Source organism: Halomonas litopenaei, from assembly GCF_017303055.1.
GTDB lineage: Bacteria > Pseudomonadota > Gammaproteobacteria > Pseudomonadales > Halomonadaceae > Halomonas > Halomonas litopenaei_A.
The window spans coordinates 38,282-62,537 of the sequence record NZ_JAEKJT010000010.1 but is presented as its reverse complement, the minus strand read 5'-3'; the positions used below and the strand labels follow the sequence as shown (position 1 = coordinate 62,537).

At 62.5% G+C, this 24,256-nt stretch carries 18 protein-coding genes; 10 read left to right on the top strand and 8 right to left on the bottom strand.

Translation table 11 applies throughout. From position 1 onward, the window contains the following. Positions 1 to 5: 5 nt before the first annotated feature. Positions 6 to 641 carry a CoA pyrophosphatase gene (locus tag JF545_RS17975; protein ID WP_206944341.1) on the bottom strand — a complete coding sequence of 212 codons (636 nt, stop codon included), beginning with the start codon at positions 639 to 641 and terminating at the stop codon, positions 6 to 8. Between the two features lie 101 nt (positions 642 to 742). On the opposite strand from JF545_RS17975, the gene JF545_RS17970 reads away from it, so the two are divergent. Beyond that, positions 743 to 1,300, top strand: coding sequence for an NUDIX hydrolase (locus JF545_RS17970; RefSeq protein ID WP_206944340.1), 558 nt, complete (start codon positions 743 to 745; stop codon positions 1,298 to 1,300). A gap of 117 nt (positions 1,301 to 1,417) precedes the next feature. Here the strand turns inward: JF545_RS17970 and JF545_RS17965 are convergent, their stop codons facing one another. Both JF545_RS17965 and JF545_RS17960 read right to left on the bottom strand, forming a co-directional pair. Then, the gene (locus JF545_RS17965; protein WP_206944339.1) at positions 1,418 to 1,729 is read right to left on the bottom strand and encodes a YqfO family protein; all 312 of its coding nucleotides are present in this window, start codon (positions 1,727 to 1,729) and stop codon (positions 1,418 to 1,420) included. A 97-nt stretch (positions 1,730 to 1,826) separates the two neighbouring features. Continuing rightward, positions 1,827 to 2,735 (bottom strand): alpha/beta fold hydrolase, encoded by a 909-nt coding sequence (locus JF545_RS17960; RefSeq protein ID WP_206944338.1) that lies wholly within the window; start codon positions 2,733 to 2,735, stop codon positions 1,827 to 1,829. A gap of 362 nt (positions 2,736 to 3,097) precedes the next feature. Between JF545_RS17960 and JF545_RS17955 the strand changes: the two genes are divergently transcribed. The 4 genes from JF545_RS17955 to JF545_RS17940 all read left to right on the top strand — a co-directional run bounded on the left by JF545_RS17955 (position 3,098) and on the right by JF545_RS17940 (position 10,226). Further along, positions 3,098 to 4,561 (top strand): TolC family outer membrane protein, encoded by a 1,464-nt coding sequence (locus JF545_RS17955; RefSeq protein ID WP_206944337.1) that lies wholly within the window; start codon positions 3,098 to 3,100, stop codon positions 4,559 to 4,561. A gap of 85 nt (positions 4,562 to 4,646) precedes the next feature. After that, positions 4,647 to 5,975, top strand: a complete 1,329-nt coding sequence (locus tag JF545_RS17950) for an efflux RND transporter periplasmic adaptor subunit (protein WP_206944336.1) — start codon at positions 4,647 to 4,649, stop codon at positions 5,973 to 5,975. Next, positions 5,972 to 9,199, top strand: a complete 3,228-nt coding sequence (locus JF545_RS17945) for an efflux RND transporter permease subunit (protein ID WP_206944334.1) — start codon at positions 5,972 to 5,974, stop codon at positions 9,197 to 9,199. Before JF545_RS17950 ends, JF545_RS17945 begins: the two co-directional genes overlap by 4 nt. A 295-nt stretch (positions 9,200 to 9,494) precedes the next feature. Continuing rightward, entirely contained in the window at positions 9,495 to 10,226 is a 732-nt protein-coding gene (locus tag JF545_RS17940; RefSeq protein ID WP_224852167.1) for a hypothetical protein, read from the top strand. A gap of 14 nt (positions 10,227 to 10,240) precedes the next feature. Here the strand turns inward: JF545_RS17940 and JF545_RS17935 are convergent, their stop codons facing one another. Continuing rightward, positions 10,241 to 10,864 carry a TetR family transcriptional regulator gene (locus JF545_RS17935; RefSeq protein WP_206944332.1) on the bottom strand — a complete coding sequence of 208 codons (624 nt, stop codon included), beginning with the start codon at positions 10,862 to 10,864 and terminating at the stop codon, positions 10,241 to 10,243. Positions 10,865 to 11,046: 182 nt separating this feature from the next. On the opposite strand from JF545_RS17935, the gene JF545_RS17930 reads away from it, so the two are divergent. Then, positions 11,047 to 12,081, top strand: a complete 1,035-nt coding sequence (locus tag JF545_RS17930) for a succinylglutamate desuccinylase/aspartoacylase family protein (RefSeq protein WP_206944329.1) — start codon at positions 11,047 to 11,049, stop codon at positions 12,079 to 12,081. 85 nt (positions 12,082 to 12,166) lie between these two features. Here the strand turns inward: JF545_RS17930 and dusA are convergent, their stop codons facing one another. The 4 genes from dusA to JF545_RS17910 form a co-directional block, all read right to left on the bottom strand. After that, positions 12,167 to 13,168: a tRNA dihydrouridine(20/20a) synthase DusA gene (gene dusA / locus JF545_RS17925; RefSeq protein WP_206944327.1), complete on the bottom strand. Its 1,002-nt coding sequence runs from the start codon at positions 13,166 to 13,168 to the stop codon at positions 12,167 to 12,169. Between the two features lie 180 nt (positions 13,169 to 13,348). Beyond that, entirely contained in the window at positions 13,349 to 14,515 is a 1,167-nt protein-coding gene (ampC, locus tag JF545_RS17920; RefSeq protein ID WP_206944325.1) for a class C beta-lactamase, read from the bottom strand. A 363-nt stretch (positions 14,516 to 14,878) separates the two neighbouring features. Then, positions 14,879 to 15,577, bottom strand: a complete 699-nt coding sequence (locus JF545_RS17915; protein ID WP_206944323.1) for a glutathione S-transferase C-terminal domain-containing protein — start codon at positions 15,575 to 15,577, stop codon at positions 14,879 to 14,881. A gap of 162 nt (positions 15,578 to 15,739) precedes the next feature. Further along, on the bottom strand, positions 15,740 to 16,648 hold the full coding sequence (locus JF545_RS17910; RefSeq protein ID WP_206944321.1) for a LysR family transcriptional regulator: 909 nt from the start codon (positions 16,646 to 16,648) through the stop codon (positions 15,740 to 15,742). A gap of 178 nt (positions 16,649 to 16,826) precedes the next feature. On the opposite strand from JF545_RS17910, the gene JF545_RS17905 reads away from it, so the two are divergent. Genes JF545_RS17905 through JF545_RS17890 form a run of 4 tightly spaced genes read left to right on the top strand, consistent with a single transcriptional unit; the run spans position 16,827 to position 24,229 of the window. Then, positions 16,827 to 18,335, top strand: coding sequence for a CoA-acylating methylmalonate-semialdehyde dehydrogenase (locus tag JF545_RS17905; protein ID WP_206944319.1), 1,509 nt, complete (start codon positions 16,827 to 16,829; stop codon positions 18,333 to 18,335). A gap of 23 nt (positions 18,336 to 18,358) precedes the next feature. Beyond that, positions 18,359 to 20,029 (top strand): GMC family oxidoreductase, encoded by a 1,671-nt coding sequence (locus JF545_RS17900; RefSeq protein ID WP_206944317.1) that lies wholly within the window; start codon positions 18,359 to 18,361, stop codon positions 20,027 to 20,029. 54 nt (positions 20,030 to 20,083) lie between these two features. Then, on the top strand, positions 20,084 to 21,658 hold the full coding sequence (locus JF545_RS17895; RefSeq protein WP_206944315.1) for a BCCT family transporter: 1,575 nt from the start codon (positions 20,084 to 20,086) through the stop codon (positions 21,656 to 21,658). A gap of 60 nt (positions 21,659 to 21,718) precedes the next feature. Beyond that, positions 21,719 to 24,229 carry a CoA transferase gene (locus JF545_RS17890; RefSeq protein ID WP_206944313.1) on the top strand — a complete coding sequence of 837 codons (2,511 nt, stop codon included), beginning with the start codon at positions 21,719 to 21,721 and terminating at the stop codon, positions 24,227 to 24,229. Positions 24,230 to 24,256: the final 27 nt, after the last annotated feature.

Genomic DNA, 24,256 nt, shown 5'->3' with positions numbered 1-24,256 from the left:
CTGCGTCAGGCATGTGGGGCCCGTCGCGGAGGCAGGTGGCGCAGTGTACCCTCAGGGCGGCGCGAGAGGCTCATTTCCTGGCCGAATCCCTCCGCCAGAAGCTCCACCAGCATCATCGCCGATAGCCCCCAGATCACGTAGTCCTCGCCTTGGTCGGCAGGGATCAGGTAGCTGGGCACGTAGAGGTTATTGCCGTCGACCGGGATGACATCGGTATGGGTGCGATGATCGTCAAGGAAGTGAGCCAGCGGCACCTCGAAGATGGCGTCCAGCTCGCCCTGATCCGGCGCCAGCGGTAGCCCTGGCGGTATGATGCCGACAAAGGGTGTGACCTTGAGCCCGTGCAGGGAAAGCACATCGGACAGCTGACCGATCACCTCGACGTGATGGGCCTCCAGGCCGATTTCCTCTTCCGACTCACGCAAGGCCGTGGCCAGCAGGTGGTCATCTTGATCCTCGCGCTTGCCGCCAGGAAAGGCCACTTGGCCGCTGTGGGTCGACAGATGGCTGGCGCGACGCGTGAACAACAGGCCCGGCTCTGGTCGGTCGATCACTGGGATCAGCACCGCTGCCTCTGGCAGCTTGACCTTTAGCTGCCGCGGGGAATGCGCTTGCAGGCGTTTGCGTAGTTTCTCTAACATGGGGTGTCCGCTGGGTTTCGTTCGTTGTACCCAGCCCTACGTAGCGGCGTCAAGCCTGTCTCCCACTCCCTGCCAGGGAACGACAAGAACGATTGCAGCCCATGAATTTTTGCAGCCACTGTGGTGAGCCGGTCAGCTTTGCCATCCCTGAGGGGGATGACCGCCCGCGTTTCCTGTGCCATGCCTGCGGCACGATTCACTACCAGAATCCCAGGATCGTGGCGGGGACCTTGCCGGTGTGCGGCTCTCGCGTATTGCTGTGTCGGCGGGCCATAGCTCCCCGAGAAGGGTACTGGACGCTGCCGGCAGGTTTTATGGAGAACGGAGAGACGACACCGGATGCGGCCCGACGGGAGACCCGCGAGGAAGCCTGCGCCGATGTGGCGCTGGCGGGGCTGTACACCATGATCAATCTGCCCCACATCGACCAGGTCTTCATGATCTTTCTGGCGGAGCTGAACGGCAGCTATGCGGCGGGGCCGGAGAGCCTGGACGTGCAACTCTTTGAAGAACACGAGATACCCTGGGATGAGCTTGCCTTTCCCACCATCGAGCGCACCTTGCGGCACTTTTTCGAAGACCGGGGCACTGATCACTTCCCGTTGCACGTCAGTGACATCACCCCAGAGCAGCGCTCCGCCTTCTTCGGCAGTGCCTGAGCGGGGCCCATTCAACGCTGCTCGCCGTGGGCCTGTGATGGCGAGGCCGATCTGAGCGTGAGCCGAAGCTTGAGCCGAGCTGGAGCAGGAGGTCGCCGCTCGGCCAGGCGCCAGACGTCACAGTTCGGCCAGGCGCCAGACGTCATAGGCCACTTCTTCATAAGGGTGTGCCAGTTTCAGTGCCGACACTGCCGCTTCAATCAACTCATCTGCACACACCATTTCGACCTTGAACTCCTGTACTCGCTCGAGCTCACCGACTCGGCCGATATGCGGATCCGCGCCATTCAAGGGCCTGAACTGACCTTCCCCGGCGGTCTGAAAGCAGCAGGCTTCATAGTCGCCGATACGGCCAGCACCGGTGGCGAAGACCGCTTCCTTGACCGCCTCCGCATGGTCGTGTGGTACGAAAAAGGCGAGCTTGTACATAACGTCTCCCTGGAGCAACAGTGCATGAGGGCCTGCGACTGCCTGCCCACCGGGCAGGCTAGACCCGTCAAGAACCGCCAAGTGTAGCCGGGGCGTGTCAGTGCCCGATACCCAGCCAGCGCTTCCACCATGGCAAGGCGTTGGCGTCCACGGCCTCCTGCTGGGCGCTGGTGGTGGATTCCAGAAAGGCCTTGATGGGGTCGACTTGCTGGGGGCGATCGAGCATGGGAGCGTGTCCACAGCCAGGTACGCTCAATGTCTCGAGTGTTGGCTGTGCTTCGCCCATGCGCTGGACAATGTCTTCGCTGATCAGCGCGGAATCTTCGCCACGAATGACCATCAAGGGGCAACGTATGGCCCTCCAGTCGGACCAGGTATCCCGCGGCGTGTCATGGACAAATTGCTCGCCTATCCGGGGGTCGTAGTGATAGGTCCAGCTGCCGTCCGGCAGGCGCCGAGCGCTCTCCAGTGTCAGCTGGCGCCAACCGTCCTCGGTGTCGATGCCAAAGCCGGCGTAGTGGCGACGTAGCTCTGCTTCAAGCTGCCCCAGCCGCGTGAATCGATGGGGGACCGTAAAGTAGCTGGCAAGCTCGGTCAGCCCCGAGGGGTCGAGCTCGGGGCCGACATCGTTAAGCACCAGGCGTTCGATGCGGGATGCGCTGGCAGGATCTGCCGCCAGCAACATGCCGAGCAGGCCTCCCATGGAGGTACCAATCCAGGGGACGCTGTCCAACGAAAAGTGGTCGAGTACAGCTAACGCGACTGTCATGTAATGGGCGTATACATAGTCATTGGCCGGATACATGGACCAGCTGGAGAGCCCTCGCCCGGGGGTGTCAGGAGCAAGAACGCGCCATTCTGGACCCAGCTCTCTTGCCAGGGCTGCGAAGTCGCCACCATGGCGCGCCAGCCCATGCCAGGCCACTACCGTTTTCGGTGCTTCGGGGTGGAAAACGCGCACGGCGATCTCCAGTTCGCGATGTGTGACCAGGCTCAGATGATCCATGGCAGCTCCTGACGGGTGGTCTGACGGCGAGGATGCAAATGCTGCATTGCATCATTCTAGTCGAGCTAGAGGGTGCGTGCGAAATTGCGAAATTTTCACCATCCTTGCACGAAGGGCGGTAGAATAGTCCATCAAACATGCGACAATGTATGTATATCGATTGCTACTATTGGCGTATGCTGCAAGTGAAAGATCGTTGACCCGATGCAAGATCGAATCTCGCGGATGGCGCGGGAGTCGACCACGCTGTGTCAATGACGCGCCCCGCTGCTGTACCGGTCCTGATTGCCTGGAAGGAGCCCTCCGGGCCGGTGTGATGGGACTTGTGGACAACGCCAAGCAACATACCGAGGATGCTTTTAATGACGCCTTCCCATCCAGTTTCTGATTCCCGGAGTACGCCGGTACGCGTGCGCCGCCACCTGCTGTGTGCCGTTGTAGCTGCCTTGATGGTGGGACAGGCCCAGGGTGCTGACCTGCTGACCATTACCCGCGACGCCCTGGAAAACAATTCCGAGCTTGCATCGGCACGCGCTGCAACCAGTGGCGTGGAAGAGGGCATCAACGTCGAGCAGGCGGACCTCAATCCGCAGGTATCCGCTTCAGGTGAAGCGGCCTATAACCACATCTTCGAGACGCAATCCCAGTCCGGTTTCAGCGGCACCGGTATGGATGATGACTACATCAGCTACGGAATCAACCTGCAGGCCACTCAGAAGCTGTACGACGCGCTGAACAGCCGTGAGGTCGACGTGGCCAAGGCGCAGCTCGAGCAGCAGACCTTCAGCCTGGCCGCGACCGAGCAGCAGGTGCTGATCGACACATCCTCGGCGTATTTCGACATTCTCCGTGCGTATGAAATTCTGGAAGCACGCCGTGCCCAGGAGCGTGCTATCGGGCGTCAGCTCGAGCAAGCCCAGGAGCAGTTCGATGTGGGCCTGATCGCCATCACTGATGTGGAAGAAGCTCGTGCCAGCTTCGACCAGTCTCGGGCGGACCGCATTACCGCTGAAAGCAACCTGCAGGTCGCCTTCGAGGCCCTCGAGCGACTGACCGGCAAGCGTTACGACAGCATCGAGATGCTCCAGGACGACCTGCCCATTGCGCTGCCTGAGCCGGCCAGCCGCGATGCCTGGATCGAGCTGGCGATTGAGCGCAATCCCGAACTGCTGGCGCAGCAGGCCGGTGTCGATGTGGCTCGCGAGCAGATCGATGTGGCTCGCGCGGCGGATCTACCGGTCTTCGAGGCCTTTGCCAACTACGCCTACAGCGATGATGAGCGGGACGGCTACGAGGACTACAACTCGAACAGCCAGGTGGGCGTGAGTGCGAGCATGCCGCTTTACACCGGCGGACGCACCAGTGCCTCCGTGCGCCAGACGACCTACCAGCTGGAGTCGAGTCAGTACGACTTCGAGTCCCAGCGCCGCGAGACCGTGCTGCAGATTCGCTCGCTGTACACCCAGGTCAGCAATGACGTGTCCACCGTGGCGGCGCGCAAGCAGGCCATCGTCTCCAACCAGAGCGCTCTGGACGCCACTCGTGCGGGCTATGAGGTCGGCACACGTAACATTGTTGACGTGCTCAATGCCGAACAGAGCCTGTATAACGCCATCGCCGACTACGCCGATGCTCGATACAACTACGTGGTCGACCTGCTGAGCCTGCATCGCCAGGCCGGCGTGCTCGACGCTGACGATATCGCTGAACTGAACGCCTTCCTGGTAGAAGAAGGGCAGGTCAACTTTACGCTTCCCGAGCAGAGCGAAGCCGACGGCTACGACGCAGTGCTGGACATTGGCGCGCCTCCGCGTCAGGACTCGTAGTTCCCGCCAGCGCCGGTCCGGCCACCACCGCGGTGGCCGGATGTCTTTCAGCCTTACGACATCACGAACCCCAAGGAATGACGGGATGAAAACCACCATGACGCGCGGTCGCCCCTGGGCCGCACTGGCGGCGGCGTTGCTGCTGGCTGGCTGTGGCCAGGATGAAGGACAGTCTGACGCCCAGGCGGGCGGCCAGCCGCCGGCAAAGCCTATTGAAGTGGCAGAGCTGGCCTACCAGGACATTCCGCTGGATAAGTCGTACCCCTCCAAGTTGATGAGCGAGCAGGAGGTCACGCTCGTGGCGCGCGTCACTGGTGTGCTGGAAGAGCGCAAGTTCGAGCCCGGCGATCAGGTGGAGAAGGGCGATAGCCTGTATACGATCGAGCCTGACCTGTATGAGGCAACGGTAGCGCAGCGTGAGGCAGATCTGGCCAGCGCCCAGGCCGAGGTGGCTCGGGCGGACCGTGATGCCAACCGTTTCCAGCAGCTAGCGGCGCAGAACTCTGTCAGCCGCCAGCAGGTGGATCAGGCATTGGCGGACGCGCGGGTAGCACGTGCCAGCGTGGCCCAGGCCGAGGCGGCCCTGAAGAGTGCCCAGCTTGACCTGAACTATGCGGATGTCACGGCCCCGGTGTCCGGCGTGATTGGCTTGAGCGAAGTCAACGTCGGCAACCTGGTGTCGCCGAATACCGAGCTGGCCACCATTACCCCTCTGGATCCGCTCGAGGTGCGCTTCCAGATGCCCCAGAACGATGCCTTCGAGCTGCGTCGTCAGCTTGAAGACATGAGCATCGAAGACATTGTTGCCTCGTTGGAAGCGTACTCTTCTCGCGGGGAGGCACCCACTGTATTGAGCGGTCATCTGGACTTTCTCGGTTCTCGCGTCGACCCCGACACTAGCACCGTCCAGGCCGAGGCCACCTTCGCCAATCCTGACGGCGCGGTGCTGCCCGGGCAATACGTGCGCGTGAAGATCGAGGGGCTTGCGCGCTTCGGTGTGCTGGCGGTTCCCGAGCTGGCGTTGACTCAGGGGCTGATGGGACCGCAGGTATACGTGCTGGATGACGACAACGTGGCCCGCGCGCGTCCGGTACAGCTAGGTGAACTGGCCGGTCCGTGGCAGATCATCCTGGATGGCGTCGAGCCTGGCGAGCGTGTGGTGGTCGGCGATCCGGGCAGCTTGAAGCCAGGCACCCCGATTGACCCGCAACCCTTTGACGGTGATGCCGAGGCGCTGATGCAGGCGGCCCAGTACGACGAGCAGCAGGCACAGCAAGGTGGCCAGGGTGGCGCAGGACAGGCTCCCGGCGAGCAGGCTGAGGCCGCTGCGGGAGAGGGCGCCGACCAGGCGTCAATGGAGGCACCGCAGGGCAACCAGGAGGCCGAGGAGGCTGAAGGAGAGGGCAACGAATGAATTTCGCCAACTTCTTCATCAAACGGCCGATCTTTGCCTCGGTCCTGGCGATCATCCTGACCATCATCGGTGCGATGAGCATGCGGGTACTGCCGATCGAGCAGTATCCCAGCGTGGTGCCTCCGACGGTGTCGGTGAGCGCGACCTTCCCGGGGGCTGACGCAGAGACCGTGGCGCAAACCGTCGCGGCTCCCCTGGCGGAAGCCATCAACGGCGTCGAGAACATGCTCTACATGAACTCGACCAGCTCCGATAACGGCTCCATGAGCCTGAGTGTCGCCTTCGACATCGGCACTGACGGTGATATCAATACCATCAACGTCAACAACCGGGTGCAAGGGGCGCTGTCCCAGTTGCCCGAAGCGGTGCAGGAGCAAGGGGTTCAGGTCGAGTTGCGTTCTAGCTCGATCCTGATGCTGGTGTCGTTGATCTCTCCCCAGGGAGACTACGACAACATCTACATGCAGAACTACGCCACCCTCAACATTCTCGATGAGCTGCGCCAGATTCCCGGCGTCGGTGAGGCCGAGGTGCTGGGCGGCGGCGAGTTTGCCATGCGCATCTGGATGGACCCGAACAAGCTGGCCGAGTACGACCTGACGCCGACTGAAGTGGCGGCGGCGATCCGCGCCCAGAACACGGAAGTGCCTGCGGGCAGCCTGGCGTCGACACCCATCGACAGCCCGCGAGCCTTTACCTACACCATTACCGCCGGCGGACGTCTGTCCAGTGCCGACGACTTCCGCAACATCCTGCTGCGTACCAACGAAGACGGGTCTGCACTGCGTCTGGATGATGTGGCTCGCATCGAGCTGGGCGCCTCCTTCTATGGTGTCGAAGCGCGTCTTAACGGCGCCATCATGACGCCGATCATGATTCAGCAGCAGCCTGGCGCCAATGCGCTGCATACCGCGGATCTGGTGAAGGAGAAAATGACGGAGCTGGAAGGGCGCTTCCCGCCGGGGCTGGAATTCGTGGTGCCCTACGACACCACGCTGTTCATTGATGCGTCGGTGGAAACCGTCTTCCACACCTTTATCGAAGCCTTCCTGATTGTTGGCGTCATTCTGTTCATCTTCCTGCAGAACTGGCGTTTCACCGTGATCGCCATGTCGGTGGTGCCGGTGTCTGTGCTGGCGACCTTTGCAGGCTTCTATGCGTTCGGCTTCTCGATCAACCTGCTGACCCTGTTTGCCCTGGTGCTATCGATAGGCATCGTGGTGGATGACGCCATCCTGGTGGTGGAGAACGTCGAGCGAGTGCTCTCCGAAGACGAAGACATCAGCGTTCGTCAGGCGACGGTTCAGGCCATGAAGGAAGTGGGCGGTCCGGTCATTGCGACGTCATTGATCATGGCGGCGGTGTTCGTGCCGGTGGCGTTTCTCGGTGGCTTCACCGGGCAGATCTATCAGCAATTCGCGTTGACCATCGCCATATCGGTGGCCTTCTCGGCGCTGATGGCGTTGACCTTCACTCCGGCCCTGTCCGCGATCTTCATCAAGCATGACCTGCACAAGAAAGAATCCGGTTTCATGCGTGCGGTGCGCACCCCGCTGAGGCTGTTCGATCGCTTCTTCGACGGGGTCACCAAGCTGTTCATGCTGGCGGTGAAAGGCCTGGTCAAGGCCTGGATACTGACCCTGGCGCTGGTGGCCCTGGTGGGCGTCGGTTCGTTCTGGCTGTACGAGAACACGCCGTCGACCCTGGTGCCCGAGACCGATCAGGGCATCGCCTTGGCGGCCGTCAGTCTGCCGGACTCGGCGTCGCTGAGTCGTACCAAGGCCTACATGGCGGAAGTCAGCAAGCGTATCGAGGAGGTGCCCGGTGTGAGGTATTCATCGGCCATCGCTGGCTACGACATGCTGACCAGCTCGGTCAATACGGCCCGCGGCATCATCTTCATCAACATGGATAACTGGGACGAGCGGGAGACCACCGTTGATGACTTGATCGGACGGATCTTCCAGATCGGTGCCGAGGTGGATGGCGGCACGGTCATGGCCTTCAATATGCCGCCGATCATTGGTCTCTCCACCACTGGCGGGTTCACCGGCTACCTGCAGTCGTTCTCCGGTGCCACACCCGAGGAGATCTACCAGGCCTCGCTCAAGGTCATGCAGGCAGCCAATCAGGATCCCGCGCTGAATCAGGTGTTCTCGACGTTCAGTGTCAACGTGCCGTCATTCAGGGCTGATATCGACCAGCAGAAGGCGCTGAGCTACGGCGTGTCGCTGACCGACCTGAACGCGACCTTGTCGAATACCTTCGGTAACGGCTTCGTCAACTTCTTCAGCTACCAGAACCGTAACTTCCAGGTGTACCTGCAGAACGAGGCGGAGTACCGCGACACCCCGGACGACATCAACAATGTCTACGTGCGTGGTGGCAATGGCGAGCGGATTCCGCTGTCCGAGTTCGTGACTCTCGAGCGCAAGGCGGCGCCTGCCGTGGTGACCCGCTTTGGGGTCTACTCGGCGGCGCAGTTCCAGGGCGGTCCTGCTGAGGGCTATTCCTCCACCCAGGCGATCCAGGCCATGGAGAGGATTGTCGAAGACACCCTGGGCAGTGACTGGGGGATGGGCTGGACCGGTACTGCCTATCAGGAAAGCGAGGCAGGCAACGCCGGTACCATCGCCATTATCTTCGGCATGGTCATGGTATTCCTGATTCTGGCGGCCCAGTACGAAAGCTGGTCCTTGCCGCTGGCGGTGCTGACGGCAACGCCCTTTGCCTTCCTCGGTGGCATCGCGGGTATTGCCATGCGTGGACTGGACACCAGCGTGTACGTCCAGATCGGGGTACTGGTGGTGATCGGCCTTGCGGCCAAGAACGCGATCCTGATCGTCGAGTTTGCCGAGCTGCAACGCAAGGAAATGGGCAAGAGCATACGTGAGGCGGCCATCACCGCGGCTGAGCTGCGTTTCCGCCCCATCGTCATGACCTCCATGGCCTTCATCTTCGGCACCTTGCCACTGGCCATGGCGACCGGCGCCAGTGATACCAGTAGTCACCACATCGGTACCACGGTGGCGATGGGCATGGCGTCGGTGGCGGTGCTGGGCAGCTGCTTCGTGCCATCCTTCTACGCCATGATCGCCACGCTGTCGCACAAGCTATTCGGCAGCAACTCGTCCCACGACGAGGGCGAAGATAGAAGCGGCGACAGGGGTGATGACAGGGGTGATGACAGAGGTGATCAAGAGCAACGTCCGACGACCCCCTGATAGCGTCACTTGCTTTGTCTGCACGTGGTGCTGACCAAGGCGCCGTCCCATTGGGACGGCGCCTTTTTTCTTTCCGCCGGGCCGTCTTTCGGGGCAGGCCGACGCACGCAGAGAGTATATATCAAGGCCTTGGTGCATCGCTTGCTGCAGTGCAACACGTTGTCCGGTAACGAAAAAATCCACACCGCCCGGTCGAGGTTTGACGTAGAGAGCGCTATGCTTTTATCAGACACTAAACGAGTGGCATCGGCTGCTGGGCAGGTGGAAGGCCCACCCTTCGCCACGGGAGAGACGTATGAATATCGCGATCATCCAGGAAACGGCATTCAGCTTTCCGCTTATTCTGTTCACGCTGCTACTGCCCGTGGTCCTGATCTACTGGTTGCTGGTCGCCGTCAGGGTGGCACCGTTGCAGCTGTTTGAGCGCGATAGCCTGAGAGACGACCATCTGGCCAGCACCATGGTGTCGCTTGGGTTTGCTGGCGTGCCCGTCACCATGGCGCTGTCTGTGTTGTTCGTGTACGCGGCGGTCATCACGCTGGTTGCCGAGCTACTGGTGTTGCGCTGGTTTGATCTGGCGCTGGTGATCGTGCCTTTGGGTATTGCGGTGCTGTGGGGGGCCTTTGCTCTTGCGTCACCACTTGCTGCCAAGAGTTGCCGCGCGTTGTTGCGCCATTACCGTGACCGGCCCTCGTTCAACCAGCGGTGCCTGCTAGGTGAGCGAGTGCAAGTGGTGGGCTTTGTCGACCAGCAGGGATGTTGTCGAGCGGTGCTGTGTTCCGATGGCACGCGGGAGGTTTGCCTCAGGGGCAAGCCCGGCTCAATGCCCAAGGAAGGAGAGGTGCGGGTGCTGGTCAAGTACCTGGATGAACAAGATGGATTTCGCTCAGTCGCCGAGCGCGAGTTTCTCGATGCGCGCACGCGCCTGGTGCGACTCAAGCTGATCGAGCGCCATGAGCCGGTGCCACCCCAGGACAATGCCGAGAGCAGGCAACATCGTCATTACCACGGCCATCACCAGCACTGACCGGTGCTGGGCTGCTATGGCGTCTCACTGCTGCCGATCAGGGTGATAAGGTCATCCACCAGCGCCGGGCCGCGCTGGCTGAGCGAGAACGCATCGGGTACCCGCAGCCATTCCCAGAACAGCCCGCTGAGGGCGTAGTGAAACAAGTCTGTGGCGCGCTCCGGGCTTAGCCCTGGGCGCAGCTGATGGCGCTCTTCTGCCTGTTGAAACTGCCTAAGCAAGGCCTGACAGGTTTCTCTGGCTATCTCTGCCTTTGCCTGCAGCGGGTCGAAGTCATCGGTACGTTCGCAATGGTGCAGCAAGATGCCGTGCACGCGTCGGTGTCTCGGGGTATCGCACTGCTTCAGACCGGTGTGGCAGCCCAAGCGCACCGCTTCCAATGGCCGATGGCCCACCTCTGCGTGATCAAGGTTGTTCAGCAGGTCCTCAAAGGGAAGGTGAACACGTTCCAGCATGGCGCGGAACAGATCGCCCTTGTTGCGGAAGTGCCAATACAGCGCGCCGCGGGTCACCCCCGCCCGTCGTGAAATCTGGTCCAACGAGGCACGTGCCACGCCGCGTTCGAGAAACACCTCCTCGGCGGCATCGAGCAGGGCGGCTCGGGTAGCGGCAGCTTCTTCCTTGGTACGGCGGGCCATGTGGGCGGGCAACTCCAGCGGTATCGTCAAGTAACGTATTCTACCGGACTCACCGATTGAGTTCAGTGACGTCGATGAGTGATGCGAGGTAAATTGGACTCGTTTTGGAGACGGTGTGGGCGTATAAGAACGAACATGCCGTCTGCCTGTAGACGGACCGATAAGGTGACCAAGGAGCCTGTATGGCGAGAGCCCCTTTTGAACTGGCCGGAGTCACGGTCAAGCCCGGCAGTCGCGCACAGATCGATGTGCCCGTGGCCAAGCTTTATACCCACGCCCCTTTGGATATCCCCGTAGAAGTGGTCCACGGACGGCAGGCAGGTCCTACCCTGTTGGTATGTGGCGCCATTCACGGCGATGAGATCAACGGCGTTGAAATTGTCCGTCGGCTGCTGCGCTCCCGCCAGATCAATCGCTTGAGGGGCACCCTGATCGCGGTGCCTATCGTCAATATTTTTGGCTTCGTGCAACACAGCCGGTACCTGCCTGATCGACGCGATCTTAATCGCTGTTTTCCCGGGAGTGAGTCGGGGTCTTTGGGCGGGCGTATTGCGGCGCTGTTTCGTGAACAAATTGTCGATCACGCGACTCACATCATCGATCTGCACACGGGCGCGATTCATCGCACTAACTTGCCACAGATTCGTGCGCAGCTTGGTGATGCCGGCGAAGAAACGCGACGCATGGCGGATGCCTTCGGGGCTCCGGTCATCCTCAATGCGGAACTGCGCGAGGGAAGCCTTCGCCACTATGCCCAGAGTCGCGGTACGCCGGTGTTGACCTATGAAGCGGGTGAAGCACTGCGCTTTGACGAATGGGCGATCACCGCAGGGGTTCGCGGCGTTCAACGGGTCATGCGCAGGCTTGGAATGCTCACCGGCGAGCAGCGCCGTCGCGCGCCGCCTGCCGCTGAAGTCGCCAATGGCTCGAGCTGGGCCAGGGCACCTATCGACGGCATTCTGCGTCCCAAGGTGCGACTTGGCGCACGGGTAGCCAAGGGCCAGGTACTGGGGAAGGTAGCAGACCCCTTCGGCGAGACCGAAGGCGAGGTCTTGGCCATGGCTGACGGCATCGTGATCGGCATGAGTCGACTGCCTCTGGCCAACGAGGGGGAGGCGCTATTTCACGTCGCTCGGTTTGATGCCATCGAAGAGGCCGAGAGTGCCATCGAGACGTTTCAGTCCAGCCTGGAACCACCGCCGGACGCCCTGTATTGACGTTCCTGGGGAACCTGATGCCAACCAGCGGCCGAGCCTCGTGCTCGGCCGCTGGCGTTTAATGCCTTCAACACGGCAGCAAGGCTCAGGGCTCTACGGTGTCGGGTACCAGTCCCAGCGCATCATCGAACACGGTTAGACCGGCACCTTCCTTGTGGGCGTTTTCGGAGAGGTGACGACGGAACTTCCGGCCGCCAGGGCAACCCTGGAAGAGGCCCAGCAGGTGGCGTGTCATATGGTTGAGCTTGGCTCCTTCCTCCAGGCGACGCTGGATGTAGGGGCGAAGCGTCATCGCTGCCGCATGGCGGCTCTGAGCCGGGCCAGGCACCCCGTAGAGGGCCTCATCGACCTGGGCCAAGAGCCACGGATTTTGATATGCCTCGCGTCCCACCATGACGCTGTCGACGTGCTCAAGCTGCGCTTCGCACTCCGTCAGGCTTTTGATGCCGCCGTTGATCCCGATATGCAGGTCGGGCCGGTTCGCCTTAAGGCGATGGACACGTGGATAGTTGAGCGGCGGCACATCGCGGTTTTCCTTGGGCGACAGCCCCTGCAGCCACGCCTTGCGCGCATGCACGATGAACACTTCACAGCCCGCGTCGGCGACCTTGGTGATGAAGTGCTCCAGGTCTGCGTCCTCATCCTGATCGTCGATACCAATACGACACTTCACCGTCACCGGGATCGACACCGCCTCACGCATGGCGGCCACAGCCACCGCCACCTTATCGGGATGGCCCATCAGGCAGGCGCCGATCAGGTTATTCTGCACGCGATCACTCGGGCAGCCGACGTTCAGGTTGACCTCATCGTAGCCCCACTCTTGAGCGATGGCCGCGCATTCCGCGAGCTCGCCCGGATCGCTGCCCCCCAGCTGCAACGCCAGAGGGTGTTCCACCTTGTCATAGCCAAGAAACCGTTCACGAGGGCGACCATGCAAGATGGCACCGGTAGTCACCATCTCGGTGTACAGCAGCGCCTGGCGCGTCAGCGCACGCGCGAACACCCTGTAGTCGCGGGTAGTCCAATCCATCATCGGCGCCACGGAAAAGCGGCGGGCCTGGGCCAGGGGATCGTGGTCAGTCATGGGGTTCACGGGTCGGAGCTGAGAGGGCGCGTAGTGTACCAGCGTTGGTGGGCCGGTTTCATCGTTGGCTGTCTGCGCAACATTCACTGCTTGCCCAGGCAGCTGGCGGAGGACCAACACGGGCGATGGTCCTCCGCCTATCTGCTCTTATCGGGCATGGTGTGCCCTTTGGACTCTCGGTTACTGGTCCAGGGAGTTCAGGATCTGCCAGGCGGCTTCCACCCGTTCGCCGTTGGGGTAGCGCTTGTTGGCGAGGATAACGATGCCCCGTTCCCGGGAGGGGATAAAGGCGGCGTAGGCGCCAAAGCCGCCGGTGGAGCCGGTCTTGTGATACCAACGCTGGGGCTGAGGCTCGCCAGAGGTTGCCAGCATGGTAACGGCCTGGGGCTCGAGGGCCATCTCGGCGGTGGTGCCTGCCATCAGGGTCTCGAGTGTCGTTGGCAGGGCATAGCTTTCCCAGCCCAGGCCCTGCTGCATGTCACCGACGGCGGCGTAGCCGTGATGGGTGGTCAGCAGGGCTTTTGCCATGCGCTGGTCGTCCGGGGTGTTCTGGTTGCCGTGATAGGCATCGATGTTGGCCTGGATGAAGCGGGCCATGTCCAGCGCTGTGGTCTTGATGCCGTAGGCCTCGGCATCCAGCGGGCCTGGGTTGACGCGTACCGGCTCATCACCGTTGTAGCCTTGGGCGTAGTGGTGGGCCTGGTCGTCGGGCACCGTAAGCCAGGTGGCATTGAGGCCAAGTGTGGGCAGTACGCTGTCCTGCATCAGCTCAGCGAAGCTCGCTCCGTCGCTCTGGGCTGCGAGCAGGCCGAACAGGCCGATGCTGGGGTTCGAATAAAGTCGCTGGGTGCCGGCGGCGAAGTCCGGCTGCCAGTTCACGAAGTAGTCGTGAATGGTGTCGTCGTCGACGCCCGAGGGAAACTGCAGCGGGAAGCCACCGGCGGTGTAGGTGGCAAGCTCTGCCATGCTGACGTCGCCGACCGGTCGGCCGCTGAAACGGGGTTCGATGCTGGCGGCGGTGTCATCAAGCGCGAAGCCGCCGTTCTCGTGCACCCAGGCACCCAGCGCCGCGGTAAAGGTCTTGCTGAGTGAGCCAACCTCGAACAGCGTGTCGTTGGTAAGCTCGGCGGTGGTGTCGGAGCCGGATTCCTGCGTCGCGACGCCGTAGTGGCTGAGGCACACCTCGCCCGCATCGATCACCGCTACCGACATGCCGGGAATCTCATGCCGGTCCATCAACGCCTGTGCTGTCTTGTCGAGCTGAGCGTTCTGGCAAGCTGGCGGACTTGCGTAAGCGAGGGACGACAGCAGTAGAGCGCACAGGGGGGGCAGGTGACGCAACGTCATGACAAGCTCCAGATGAGCCGGCATTAGATGCCGGGGTCGTGAGAAGGGGGCGGTAGTGTGAAGCTGGCGGCCCGGTCGGAGCCGCTCAACGGGATTATCGGCTTATTGTGCTGTACACGTCATCTCTCACCCGCTCTCACCAACCCTCATCGTCTTTTACGTTTCCAGATCTCACTGTTAGGGCTTCGTTCTTGGTCCCGCTTTACCCCTTCTCTTTGTCCTCTCTCTTTGTCCTCTCTCTTTGCCACCCTCGCTTTTCCTCCCTTCTTCCCTTCGCGCTATGGCCCTGACGGTATAAAAGACCGCTTGTAGTTTGAGCCCGCCGAGTCGCAGTTGAAGAACTATGTTGCCGGCGGGAGGGCTTTAGCTAGGGACCGTCAGGCCGCGTTGCACTGCTGGACGCTCGAGGAAGGCGCTGAGTCCCCGCTTGACCTGGAGGAAGTCGTCGTAGCCGACCAGCTCGCCGGCACCGTAACGCTCAACCAGGTTACGCACCCATGGGAAGATCGCGATATCCGCTATCGAGTAGTCATCCCCCAGCACCCATTGGCGGTCTTCCAGCTGCTTGTCGAGCACACCGAGCAGCCGTCGGGCCTCGTCGAGGTAGCGCTGCAAGGGGCGCTTGTCCTCGAACTCCTTACCGCCGAAGAAATGGAAGAAACCGACCTGGCCAAACATGGGACCGACGCCGCCAACCTGAAACATCAGCCATTGAAGGGCCTGATAGTACGCCTGGGGGGACTGTGGCAGCAGTTGCCCGCTCTTGTCGGCGAGATAGAGCAGAATGGTTCCTGACTCGAACAGCGTGAGTGGCTTGCCCTCCGGCCCGTCCGGGTCGAGGATCGCCGGAATCTTGTTGTTGGGACTGAGGGAGAGAAACTCCGGAGAGTGCTGGTCCTTGCTGTCGAAGTTGATTCGGTGAGCCTCGTAGGCCAGCCCGATTTCTTCCAGCATGATCGATATCTTGACGCCATTGGGCGTCGGCAGGGAGTAGAGCTGGAGGCGATCCGGGTGACTGGGGGGCCATTTCTGGGTAATCGGAAAGCGAGACAGGTCAGTCATGGGGCGTTCCTTCGTCCAGGCGGAAGAGTGCTTGATGGTATCACCGCTGGCCGCCGGTTAGGCGCCGGGTCTGCGCCCAAAGAAGCACGCCACATCCCCTTGCAAGGGCGCCTTAAGCTAGCCTCGTCACTGATATCTGTGTAGGTGCTTAGCCGGCGGTGGTTAGTGGGGCCGACTGGGCCAGACCTGTTCAAGGGTTTCCAGCGCCGCTTGCAGTGGAGCGTCAGCGGTACGCTCTCGCCGCCAGATGAAACAGAGCGCACAGTCCAGCGCCACTCCCTCGACGATGGTCAGGCCGCTGCGTTGGCGCTCGGCCAGGGCTAGCGAATCACGGGCCAGGCTAAGTCCCACTCCGGCGCGTACCAGGTCGAGCATGCAGGCTTCCTGGTCGACCTGGGCGACCCGCCTGGGCGTCACGCCGCTTTGCTGCATGGCGCGCTTGAGCAGGCGATGGTGCACTGAATCTGCCGGTGTGACGATCCAGGGCAGGCTGGCCAGGACGGGCCAAGCGGTGTCCGCAACCCGTGACTCCCAGCCAGATGGGGCCACCACATGATAGCGAAAGTGCGTCAGTTCAACGTGTGCCAGCGCCGGTGAGGTGCTGCTGGCACCGACACCTGGTGGCGCCAGGTAGAAGGCCGCGTCCAGCTCCCCTCGCTCGACCCGTGACAGGGCGACACCACTCATGCCATGACGCAGCTCAGTTTCGAGTTGCGGCGCGCGCTCGACCAGTACCTTGAGGAAGCTGCCCAGGCGGATGAACTCAGGATCGATGATGGTGCCGATTCTCAGCAGACCGCGCACTGTCGTGTGCAGTGAGCGGGCCATCTGATCGAACACTCGGGCGCTCTCCAGCGCCTTCTCGGCGCTGGGCAGCAGTGCCTGACCGTCCGCGGTCAGCTCCAGTCCCTGGGGGCGGCGGTGGAACAGCGTCAGACCCAGCGTTGCCTGCAGCTGCTTCAACTTTAGGCTAATCGCCGGCTGGGTGAGGTGCAGTGCCTCGGCGGCCCGAGAGACGCTGCCGAGGCGCGCTACCGTGACGAATGCTCGCAGTGTGGGGTAGTCCTGCATGGCGCCTTCCTTTGATCGAGCGTGATATTTGAAAACTTTATATCTGGGTTCCAAATAACTCAATTGCTCCGATCCCCATCAGCGATAGGCTGTACAGCGACAAGACGAGCAGGCTGGACACCTTTTTGCAGACGCCCAGGCTCGATTTACTTAAACAATGCTTATAAAGGAGTACCCCATGACCTCGACGATTCCTCACTTTATCGGCGGCCAGAGAGACGAAGGTGCATCCCTGGGCCATCAGGACGTCTACAACCCGGCGACCGGCCAGGTCAGCGGGCGCGTGGCGTTGGCTTCCGCCAACGAGATCGACAAGGCGGTGGAGGTGGCCAAGGCGGCCTTCCCGAGCTGGGCCGACACCCCGCCCATCCGTCGCGCCCGGGTGATGTTCCGCTTCCTCGAATTGCTCAACGCCAACAAGGATGCCCTGGCCGAGGCAATCACCCGTGAGCACGGCAAGGTCTTCACCGACGCCCAGGGCGAGGTGGCACGGGGTATCGACATCGTCGAGTTCGCCTGTGGTATCCCGCAGCTGCTCAAGGGCGACTTCACCGACCAGGTCAGCACCGGCATCGACAACTGGACCATGCGTCAGCCGCTTGGTGTGGTCGCCGGCATTACGCCGTTCAACTTCCCGGCCATGGTGCCGATGTGGATGTTCCCGGTCGCCATCGCCGCCGGCAACAGCTTTATCCTCAAGCCCAGCCCCACCGATCCCAGTGCCTCGCTGATGATGGCGGACCTGCTCAAGCAGGCCGGGCTGCCCGACGGCGTGTTCAACGTGGTCCAGGGCGGCAAGGAAACGGTGGACGCGCTGATCGATCATCCTGACGTCAAGGCGCTGTCCTTCGTCGGTTCCACCCCCATCGCCAACCTGATCTACCAGCGTGGTGCTGCCCTCGGCAAGCGTGTGCAGGCCCTTGGTGGCGCCAAGAACCATATGGTGGTGATGCCCGACGCTGATCTCGACAAGGCGGTGGATGCGCTGATCGGTGCGGCCTATGGCTCCGCCGGCGAGCGTTGCATGGCCATCAGTGTGGCGGTGCTGGTCGGTGATGTGGCCGACGATGTGGTGGCGCGGGTCGCAGAGCGGGCACGCAATCTCAAGGTCAAGGACGGCATGCAGCTGGACGCCGAGATGGGACCCATCGTCACCGCCCAGGCCCACCAGCGGATTACCGGCTATATCGACAAGGGCGTCGAGGAGGGTGCCGAGCTGGTAGTGGATGGCCGTGACTTCGACGCCAGCCATGCCGGTGAAGGCTGCAGCGAGGGCTTCTGGATGGGCGGCACCCTGTTCGATCACGTGACGCCAGAGATGACGATCTACCGCGAGGAGATCTTCGGCCCGGTGCTGGCCTGCGTGCGCGTGCCCGACGTGGCCACCGCCATCGAACTGATCAACGACCATGAGTTCGGCAACGGCGTTAGCTGCTTCACCGAGAGCGGCAAGGTGGCCCGCGAGTTCGGCCGTCGCATCCAGGTGGGCATGGTCGGTATCAATGTACCGATCCCGGTGCCCATGGCGTGGCATGGCTTCGGTGGCTGGAAGCGTTCGCTGTTTGGCGACATGCATGCCTACGGCGAAGAGGGCGTGCGCTTCTATACCAAGCAGAAGTCGATCATGCAGCGCTGGTCCGACTCCATCGAGGCGGGCGCGGAGTTCGTGATGCCGACCGCCAAATAATGCCCTGAATCGAGGGATTCGCGATGACAACCGCACAACAATACGACAGCGAGTTTGACTACATCGTGGTCGGAGCAGGCACCGCCGGGTGCCTGCTGGCCAATCGCTTGAGCGCCGACCCGAACAACCGGGTGCTGCTGATCGAGGCCGGTGGTCGCGACAACTACCACTGGATCCACGTACCGGTGGGCTACCTGTACTGCATCGACAACCCGCGCACAGACTGGCGCTTTCGCACCGATCCAGACGCGGGCCTCAACGGGCGCTCGCTGCTGTACCCGCGCGGCAAGACGCTCGGTGGCTGCTCGAGCATCAACGGCATGATCTACATGCGCGGCCAGGCCCGGGACTACAACCACTGGGCCGACGTCACCGGCGACGAGCAGTGGCGTTGGGAGCACTGCCTGCCGGCTTTCATCCAGCACGAGGATCATTATCGCCTGGACGAGGGCGGTGACGCCGACGCCGCCCACCGGGACTTTCACGGTCACGGTGGCGAGTGGCGCATCGAAAAGCAGCGGTTGAACTGGCAGGTGCTGGATGACTTCGCCGAGGCGGCGGTCCAGGCGGGGATTCCACGTACCCAGGACTTCAACCGTGGCAGCAACGAAGGCGTCGATTACTTCGAGGTCAATCAGCGCTCCGGCTGGCGCTGGAACACCGCCAAGGCGTTTCTGCGTCCGGCGCTCAAGCGGCCGAACCTGACCCTGTGGCACTCCACCCAGGTCAACCGGCTGATCGTCGCGGGCGGCGAGACTGACGGCGAGAAGCGCTGTGAAGGAGTCGAGGTCAAGCGTGAGGGCACCACCCAGGTGGCCAGGGCGCGCCGTGAGGTGGTGCTGTCCGCCGGCGCCATCGGCTCCCCCCAGATCCTGCAGCTCTCCGGCATCGGGCCTGGTGAGCTGCTCAAGCAGCACGGCATCGACGTCGTCCACGAACTGCCGGGGGTCGGCGAGAACCTGCAGGACCACCTGCAGATTCGCTCGGTGTATCGGGTCAAGGGCGCCAAGACCCTCAACACCATGGCCAGCACCCTGTGGGGCAAGGCCGGTATCGGGGTGGAGTACCTGCTCAAGCGCACCGGCCCGATGAGCATGGCACCGTCGCAGCTCGGCATCTTCACCCGCAGCAGCGACGAGTATGAGCACCCCAACATCCAGTACCACGTCCAGCCCCTGAGTCTGGAAGCCTTCGGTCAGCCGTTGCATCCCTATCCGGCGGTGACCGCCAGCGTCTGCAACCTGAATCCGACCAGTCGCGGCAGCGTCAGGATCCAGAGCGCCGACCCGGCCCAGGCGCCGTCCATCGCCCCCAACTACCTGAGCACCGACGAGGACCGGCGGGTGGCGGCGGACTCGCTGCGCGTGACCCGCAGGATCGCCGAGCAGCAGGCCTTCGCCAAGTACGAACCGGAAGAGGTCAAGCCCGGCATCCAGTACCAGACCGATGAGGAGTTGTGGCGGCTCGCCGGAGACATCGGCACTACCATCTTTCACCCGGTCGGCACCACTCGGATGGGACAGGCCGACGATCCCATGGCGGTGGTCGACTCGCGCTTGCGGGTGAGGGGTATCCAGGGGCTGCGGGTGGCGGACGCCGGCGTCATGCCGACCATCACCAGCGGCAATACCAACTCACCGACCTTGATGATCGCCGAGCGAGCGGCAGGCTGGATGCTCGAGGCCGGAGGCTGACACCGGCGTTCTGCGCAGCCAGCGTCACAACAACAAACGATAAAGGTATCCCTGATGAACGCGCCAGAGTCTCACTCCGATCAACACGCCGACCGGCTCGATCTGCGGGTCTTCGTGCCCGCCGTGCTGGTCATCGCGGGTCTAATGCTGCCTATCATTTTATTTCCAGAGTCGGGAGCCGCACTGGTCAATGCGGCCTTCGCCTTCGCCACCGGGCGCTTCGGCTGGCTGTATCTGCTTGCCGGCATCGCCGTGGTGGTCTTTCTGGTGGGACTGGCCATCAGCCGCTACGGCAACGTGCGACTCGGCGGCCCCGATGACAAGCCCGAGTTCTCCTACTTCAGCTGGGTGGCGATGATCTTTGCCGGGGGCATCGGCATTGCCATCGTCAACTGGGCCTGGGTCGAACCCATCTACTACTTTACTGGCCCACCTTTTGGCGTCGAACCACGTTCCCAGGAGGCGGCAGAATGGGCCTTGACCTACGGCCAGTTCCACTGGGGCTTCACGCCCTGGGCCTTCTATTGCCTGCCGGCCATCCCGATCGCCTACTCGATGTTCGTCCACAACCGTCCCGGCGTCAGGCTGTCCGTTGCCGCGCGGGGGGTGATGGGCCGTCATGCCGATGGCTGGTGGGGCGCGCTACTGGATGCGGTGGTGGTTTTCGGTATCGTCGGTGGTGTCGGTACCTCGCTGGGGCTTGCGGTTCCCCTGGTATCGCAGCTGCTGAGCGGCCTGCTCGGGGTGTCGCCGTCATTCATGCTGGATATCGCGGTGCTGCTGATCTGGACGGCTATCTTCTCCGCCAGCGTGTGGTTCGGCCTGGCCAAGGGCATCAAGATCCTGTCGGACATCAACGTGCTGCTGGCGGGAGTTCTGCTGGTGTTCACCCTGGTGGTGGGTGACTCCCTATTCATGGTGGAAGGCTGGGTCAACAGCCTCGGCAAGATGGTTTCCAATTTCGTGCCCATGAGCATGTGGACCGACCCGGTGGGGGATTCGAGCTTCTGGCGCGACTGGACGGTGTTCTACTGGGCCTGGTGGATTGCCTACGCCCCGATGATGGGCCTGTTCGTCGCCCGCATCTCGCGCGGTCGCACCATCCGAGAGCTGATCATCGCCGAAATGATGTTCGGTTCCCTGGGATGCTGGGTGTTCTTTGCGGTGTGGGGCGGCTACGCGCTGGACCTGCAGATCTCCGGCGCCCTGGATGTGGCGGCCATTCTGTCGGCTGGGGGCATCCCCGCTGCCGTCGAGGCGATCCTCGGTACCCTGCCGATGTCCGGCCTGATTACCACCTTGTTTGTGCTGCTGTGCTTCATCTTCCTGGCGACGACCCTGGATAGCTCTGCCTATGTGCTGGCATCGGTGACCTCGCGCAAGTTGTCCGGCTATCAGGAGCCGCAGCGCAAGATCCGCCTGATCTGGGCGTTTCTGATCGCCGGCGTCGGAGTGGCGCTGATTCAACTTGGCGGGCTCAAGCCGGTACAGACCTCCACCATTGTGGTAGCGCTGCCGATGATCCCCGTGCTGGCGATCCTGGCCTGGTCTCTGGTGCGCTGGCTGCGCCAGGACTTCGCCAAGAAGGTCCTTGAACCCCACCTGGTCATCGAAGACGGCAAACACTGACGTCACCGAGGGGGCTCAGGCCTCCTCCCGTTGCCACCCTTGCTCTACAGGAAGACCCCGATGTCACCGAATCCTCATTCCCAACTGCCGCTCAAGGACGTCAAGGTCATCGACTTCGGTCAGTACATGGCCGGCCCTGCGGTGGCGATGATCCTTGCCGACCTTGGCGCCACGGTCATTCACGTGGACCCGCCCGCGGGGCCCATGTGGGAGTCACCGGCCAACGCCACCTTGCAGCGCAACAAGCTGATCGTGACGATCGATCTCAAGACCGCCGAGGGCCTCGAACAGGCGCTGACGCTGATCGAAGAGGCCGACATCGTGATCGAGAGTTTCCGGCCCGGTGTCATGCAGCGCCTGGGCATCGACTTCGCTGCGCTGCGCGAAGAGCGCCCGGAGCTGATCACCCTGTCGATGCCGGGATTTGCCTCCAACGACGAACTGCGCCGTGACTGGCGGGCCTTCGAGAGCGTCATCGCCGCCCACTCGGGGGTGTTTACCGACATGGGGCTGAACCGGGTATTGATGGGCATCAACCCGTCCTTCTCGCCGCTGCCGCTGGGCTCGGCCTACGGCACCATGCTGGCGGCTACTGCCGTCACCCTGGCGCTGCAGGCGCGTGAGCGTACCGGACTCGGCGACGAGATCGAAGTCCCCATCGCCTGCGCCCTGATGGAAGGCCTCTGCTACAACTCCATCAAGATCGAGGGCCTGCCGGAACGCTACAAGACCCAGCGCGAGAAGGAGATCGAGCGTCGCCGCATCGAAGGCGCGCCGATGAACCTGGACTACGACGAACTGCAGGAGCTGCTCGACCCCTTCTATCGCAGCTACAAGTGCAAGGACGGGCGCATGTTTTACGTGGTCTGTCCGAGTCACAAGGAGCACGCCAAGCGCTGCCTCAAGGTGCTTGGTCTCTACGATGAGCTGGTGGAGGAGGGGCTGGTGGAAGAGCCCGACACCTATGCGCCCACCAGCCAGTGGCAGAGTGACGTGTCGCTTGGCGTCTACCCACTGCCTAAGCGTTGGGCGGATCATATCGCCGCGCGCATGAAGGAGGTCTTCCTGACCCGCACCTCCAAGGAGTGGGAAAAGATCTTCGGCCGAGGCAAGTTCCCCGGCGCACCGCAGCGCTGGCTGCAGGAGTGGATCCACGACGACCACGCCGAGACCGCCGGGCTGATGATCGAAGTGGACGATCCCGAATTCGGCCTGATGACCCAACCCGGCCCGATGGTCTGGCTGCACGACAGCGGCCACGAGATGCTCACCCCGACGCCGCGCCGCTGGGTATCGTTCGACCAGGCGCTGGCGGTGCTGCATCGCATCGAGACCAAGCTGCCCCGGGTGCGTGCCCGTAACGCCAAGGACGGCTGGCTCGAAGGCGTCAAGGTGCTGGATCTGTGCAACGTCATCGCCGGTCCCCACTCGGTGGCCTTTCTGGCACGCTTCGGTGCCGACATCATCAAGGTGGACCCCGCCAAGCCCTTCTACGACTGCTGGAACACGGTCATCTTCGGCCTGTCGCATATGCGTTCCAAGCGCTCCCTGCTGACCGATATTCAGGTGCCTCGGGGGCGTGACATCCTAGATGAGCTGATCCGCCAGAGCGACGTGGTGGTGTGGAATGCCACCGACAAGCAGGTGGAGCGGATGGGGCTGACCGAGGCAGACATGCAGCGCATCAATCCCGAGGCGATCTTCTGCCAGCTCGACTGCTTCAGCGGGGTCAAGCCGGGTCCCCGGACCAACTACCTGGGCTACGATGATCTGGTGCAGGCCACCACCGGCATCATGCTGCGCTTCGGGGGCAGCATGGATACGCCGGAAGAGCATGCCCACGTCGGCACCATCGACGTGATGTGCGGCTTCGGTGCCTCGCTTGGTGTCGCCACTGCTCTGTACCAGAAGCTGCGCACCCGCCGGGTCAGCCGGGTCAAGACATCGCTGTCGGCGCTCAGCGGCCTGGCTCAGATGCCGTTCTGCTACGACTACGAGCGGCGCGGCCTGTTCGACGAGCCCTCTGGTCGTGAACTCAACGGCTACGACGATCTGTCGCGCTTCTATTTCACCGCCGACGGGGTAGTGCTGATCAGCGCCTACGAGCGGGACCTGCACAAGTTCGCCCTGGTACCGGGGATCGAAGGGGTGGTCGATGTGGCTCCGGAGGAGCGAGCGGCCTATCTGGCACCTCGCTTTATTAATGCGGTAGCCACCGACTGGGTGGAGCGGCTGCAGAAGGCCGGCATCGCTGCGGCGGTGTGCGAGAACATCGAGGCCCTGCGCTCCTACAACTCGCGGCGCTGGGACAACACCCCGGGCATCGATCGTGGCAGCTATTCCTTCACCGTCTACGACGAGCACCCCAGCGGTCATGTCATTACGCAGCTTGACCCCTATGCCATCCGTCCCAAGCGTGGGCGCATCTATCCGCTGGCGCCGTCGGAGAAATACGGTAGTTCGAGCCGTGAGGTACTGGAGGAGTTGGGTCACAGCCCCGAGGAGATCGATCGGTTGATCGCCGAAGGCGTCGTGTCGGAGAGCTGGAGCGAGGAGTATCTGCCGACCTGAGAGGGTGTCTGCTCAGGGTATTGTCGT

Coding starts and splice junctions, on each gene's coding strand:
- JF545_RS17975 (WP_206944341.1), bottom strand. CDS start 641: ATGTTAGAGAAACTACGCAAACGCCTGCAAGCGCATTCCCCGCGGCAG.
- JF545_RS17970 (WP_206944340.1), top strand. CDS start 743: ATGAATTTTTGCAGCCACTGTGGTGAGCCGGTCAGCTTTGCCATCCCT.
- JF545_RS17965 (WP_206944339.1), bottom strand. CDS start 1,729: ATGTACAAGCTCGCCTTTTTCGTACCACACGACCATGCGGAGGCGGTC.
- JF545_RS17960 (WP_206944338.1), bottom strand. CDS start 2,735: ATGGATCATCTGAGCCTGGTCACACATCGCGAACTGGAGATCGCCGTG.
- JF545_RS17955 (WP_206944337.1), top strand. CDS start 3,098: ATGACGCCTTCCCATCCAGTTTCTGATTCCCGGAGTACGCCGGTACGC.
- JF545_RS17950 (WP_206944336.1), top strand. CDS start 4,647: ATGAAAACCACCATGACGCGCGGTCGCCCCTGGGCCGCACTGGCGGCG.
- JF545_RS17945 (WP_206944334.1), top strand. CDS start 5,972: ATGAATTTCGCCAACTTCTTCATCAAACGGCCGATCTTTGCCTCGGTC.
- JF545_RS17940 (WP_224852167.1), top strand. CDS start 9,495: ATGAATATCGCGATCATCCAGGAAACGGCATTCAGCTTTCCGCTTATT.
- JF545_RS17935 (WP_206944332.1), bottom strand. CDS start 10,864: ATGGCCCGCCGTACCAAGGAAGAAGCTGCCGCTACCCGAGCCGCCCTG.
- JF545_RS17930 (WP_206944329.1), top strand. CDS start 11,047: ATGGCGAGAGCCCCTTTTGAACTGGCCGGAGTCACGGTCAAGCCCGGC.
- dusA (WP_206944327.1), bottom strand. CDS start 13,168: ATGACTGACCACGATCCCCTGGCCCAGGCCCGCCGCTTTTCCGTGGCG.
- ampC (WP_206944325.1), bottom strand. CDS start 14,515: ATGACGTTGCGTCACCTGCCCCCCCTGTGCGCTCTACTGCTGTCGTCC.
- JF545_RS17915 (WP_206944323.1), bottom strand. CDS start 15,577: ATGACTGACCTGTCTCGCTTTCCGATTACCCAGAAATGGCCCCCCAGT.
- JF545_RS17910 (WP_206944321.1), bottom strand. CDS start 16,648: ATGCAGGACTACCCCACACTGCGAGCATTCGTCACGGTAGCGCGCCTC.
- JF545_RS17905 (WP_206944319.1), top strand. CDS start 16,827: ATGACCTCGACGATTCCTCACTTTATCGGCGGCCAGAGAGACGAAGGT.
- JF545_RS17900 (WP_206944317.1), top strand. CDS start 18,359: ATGACAACCGCACAACAATACGACAGCGAGTTTGACTACATCGTGGTC.
- JF545_RS17895 (WP_206944315.1), top strand. CDS start 20,084: ATGAACGCGCCAGAGTCTCACTCCGATCAACACGCCGACCGGCTCGAT.
- JF545_RS17890 (WP_206944313.1), top strand. CDS start 21,719: ATGTCACCGAATCCTCATTCCCAACTGCCGCTCAAGGACGTCAAGGTC.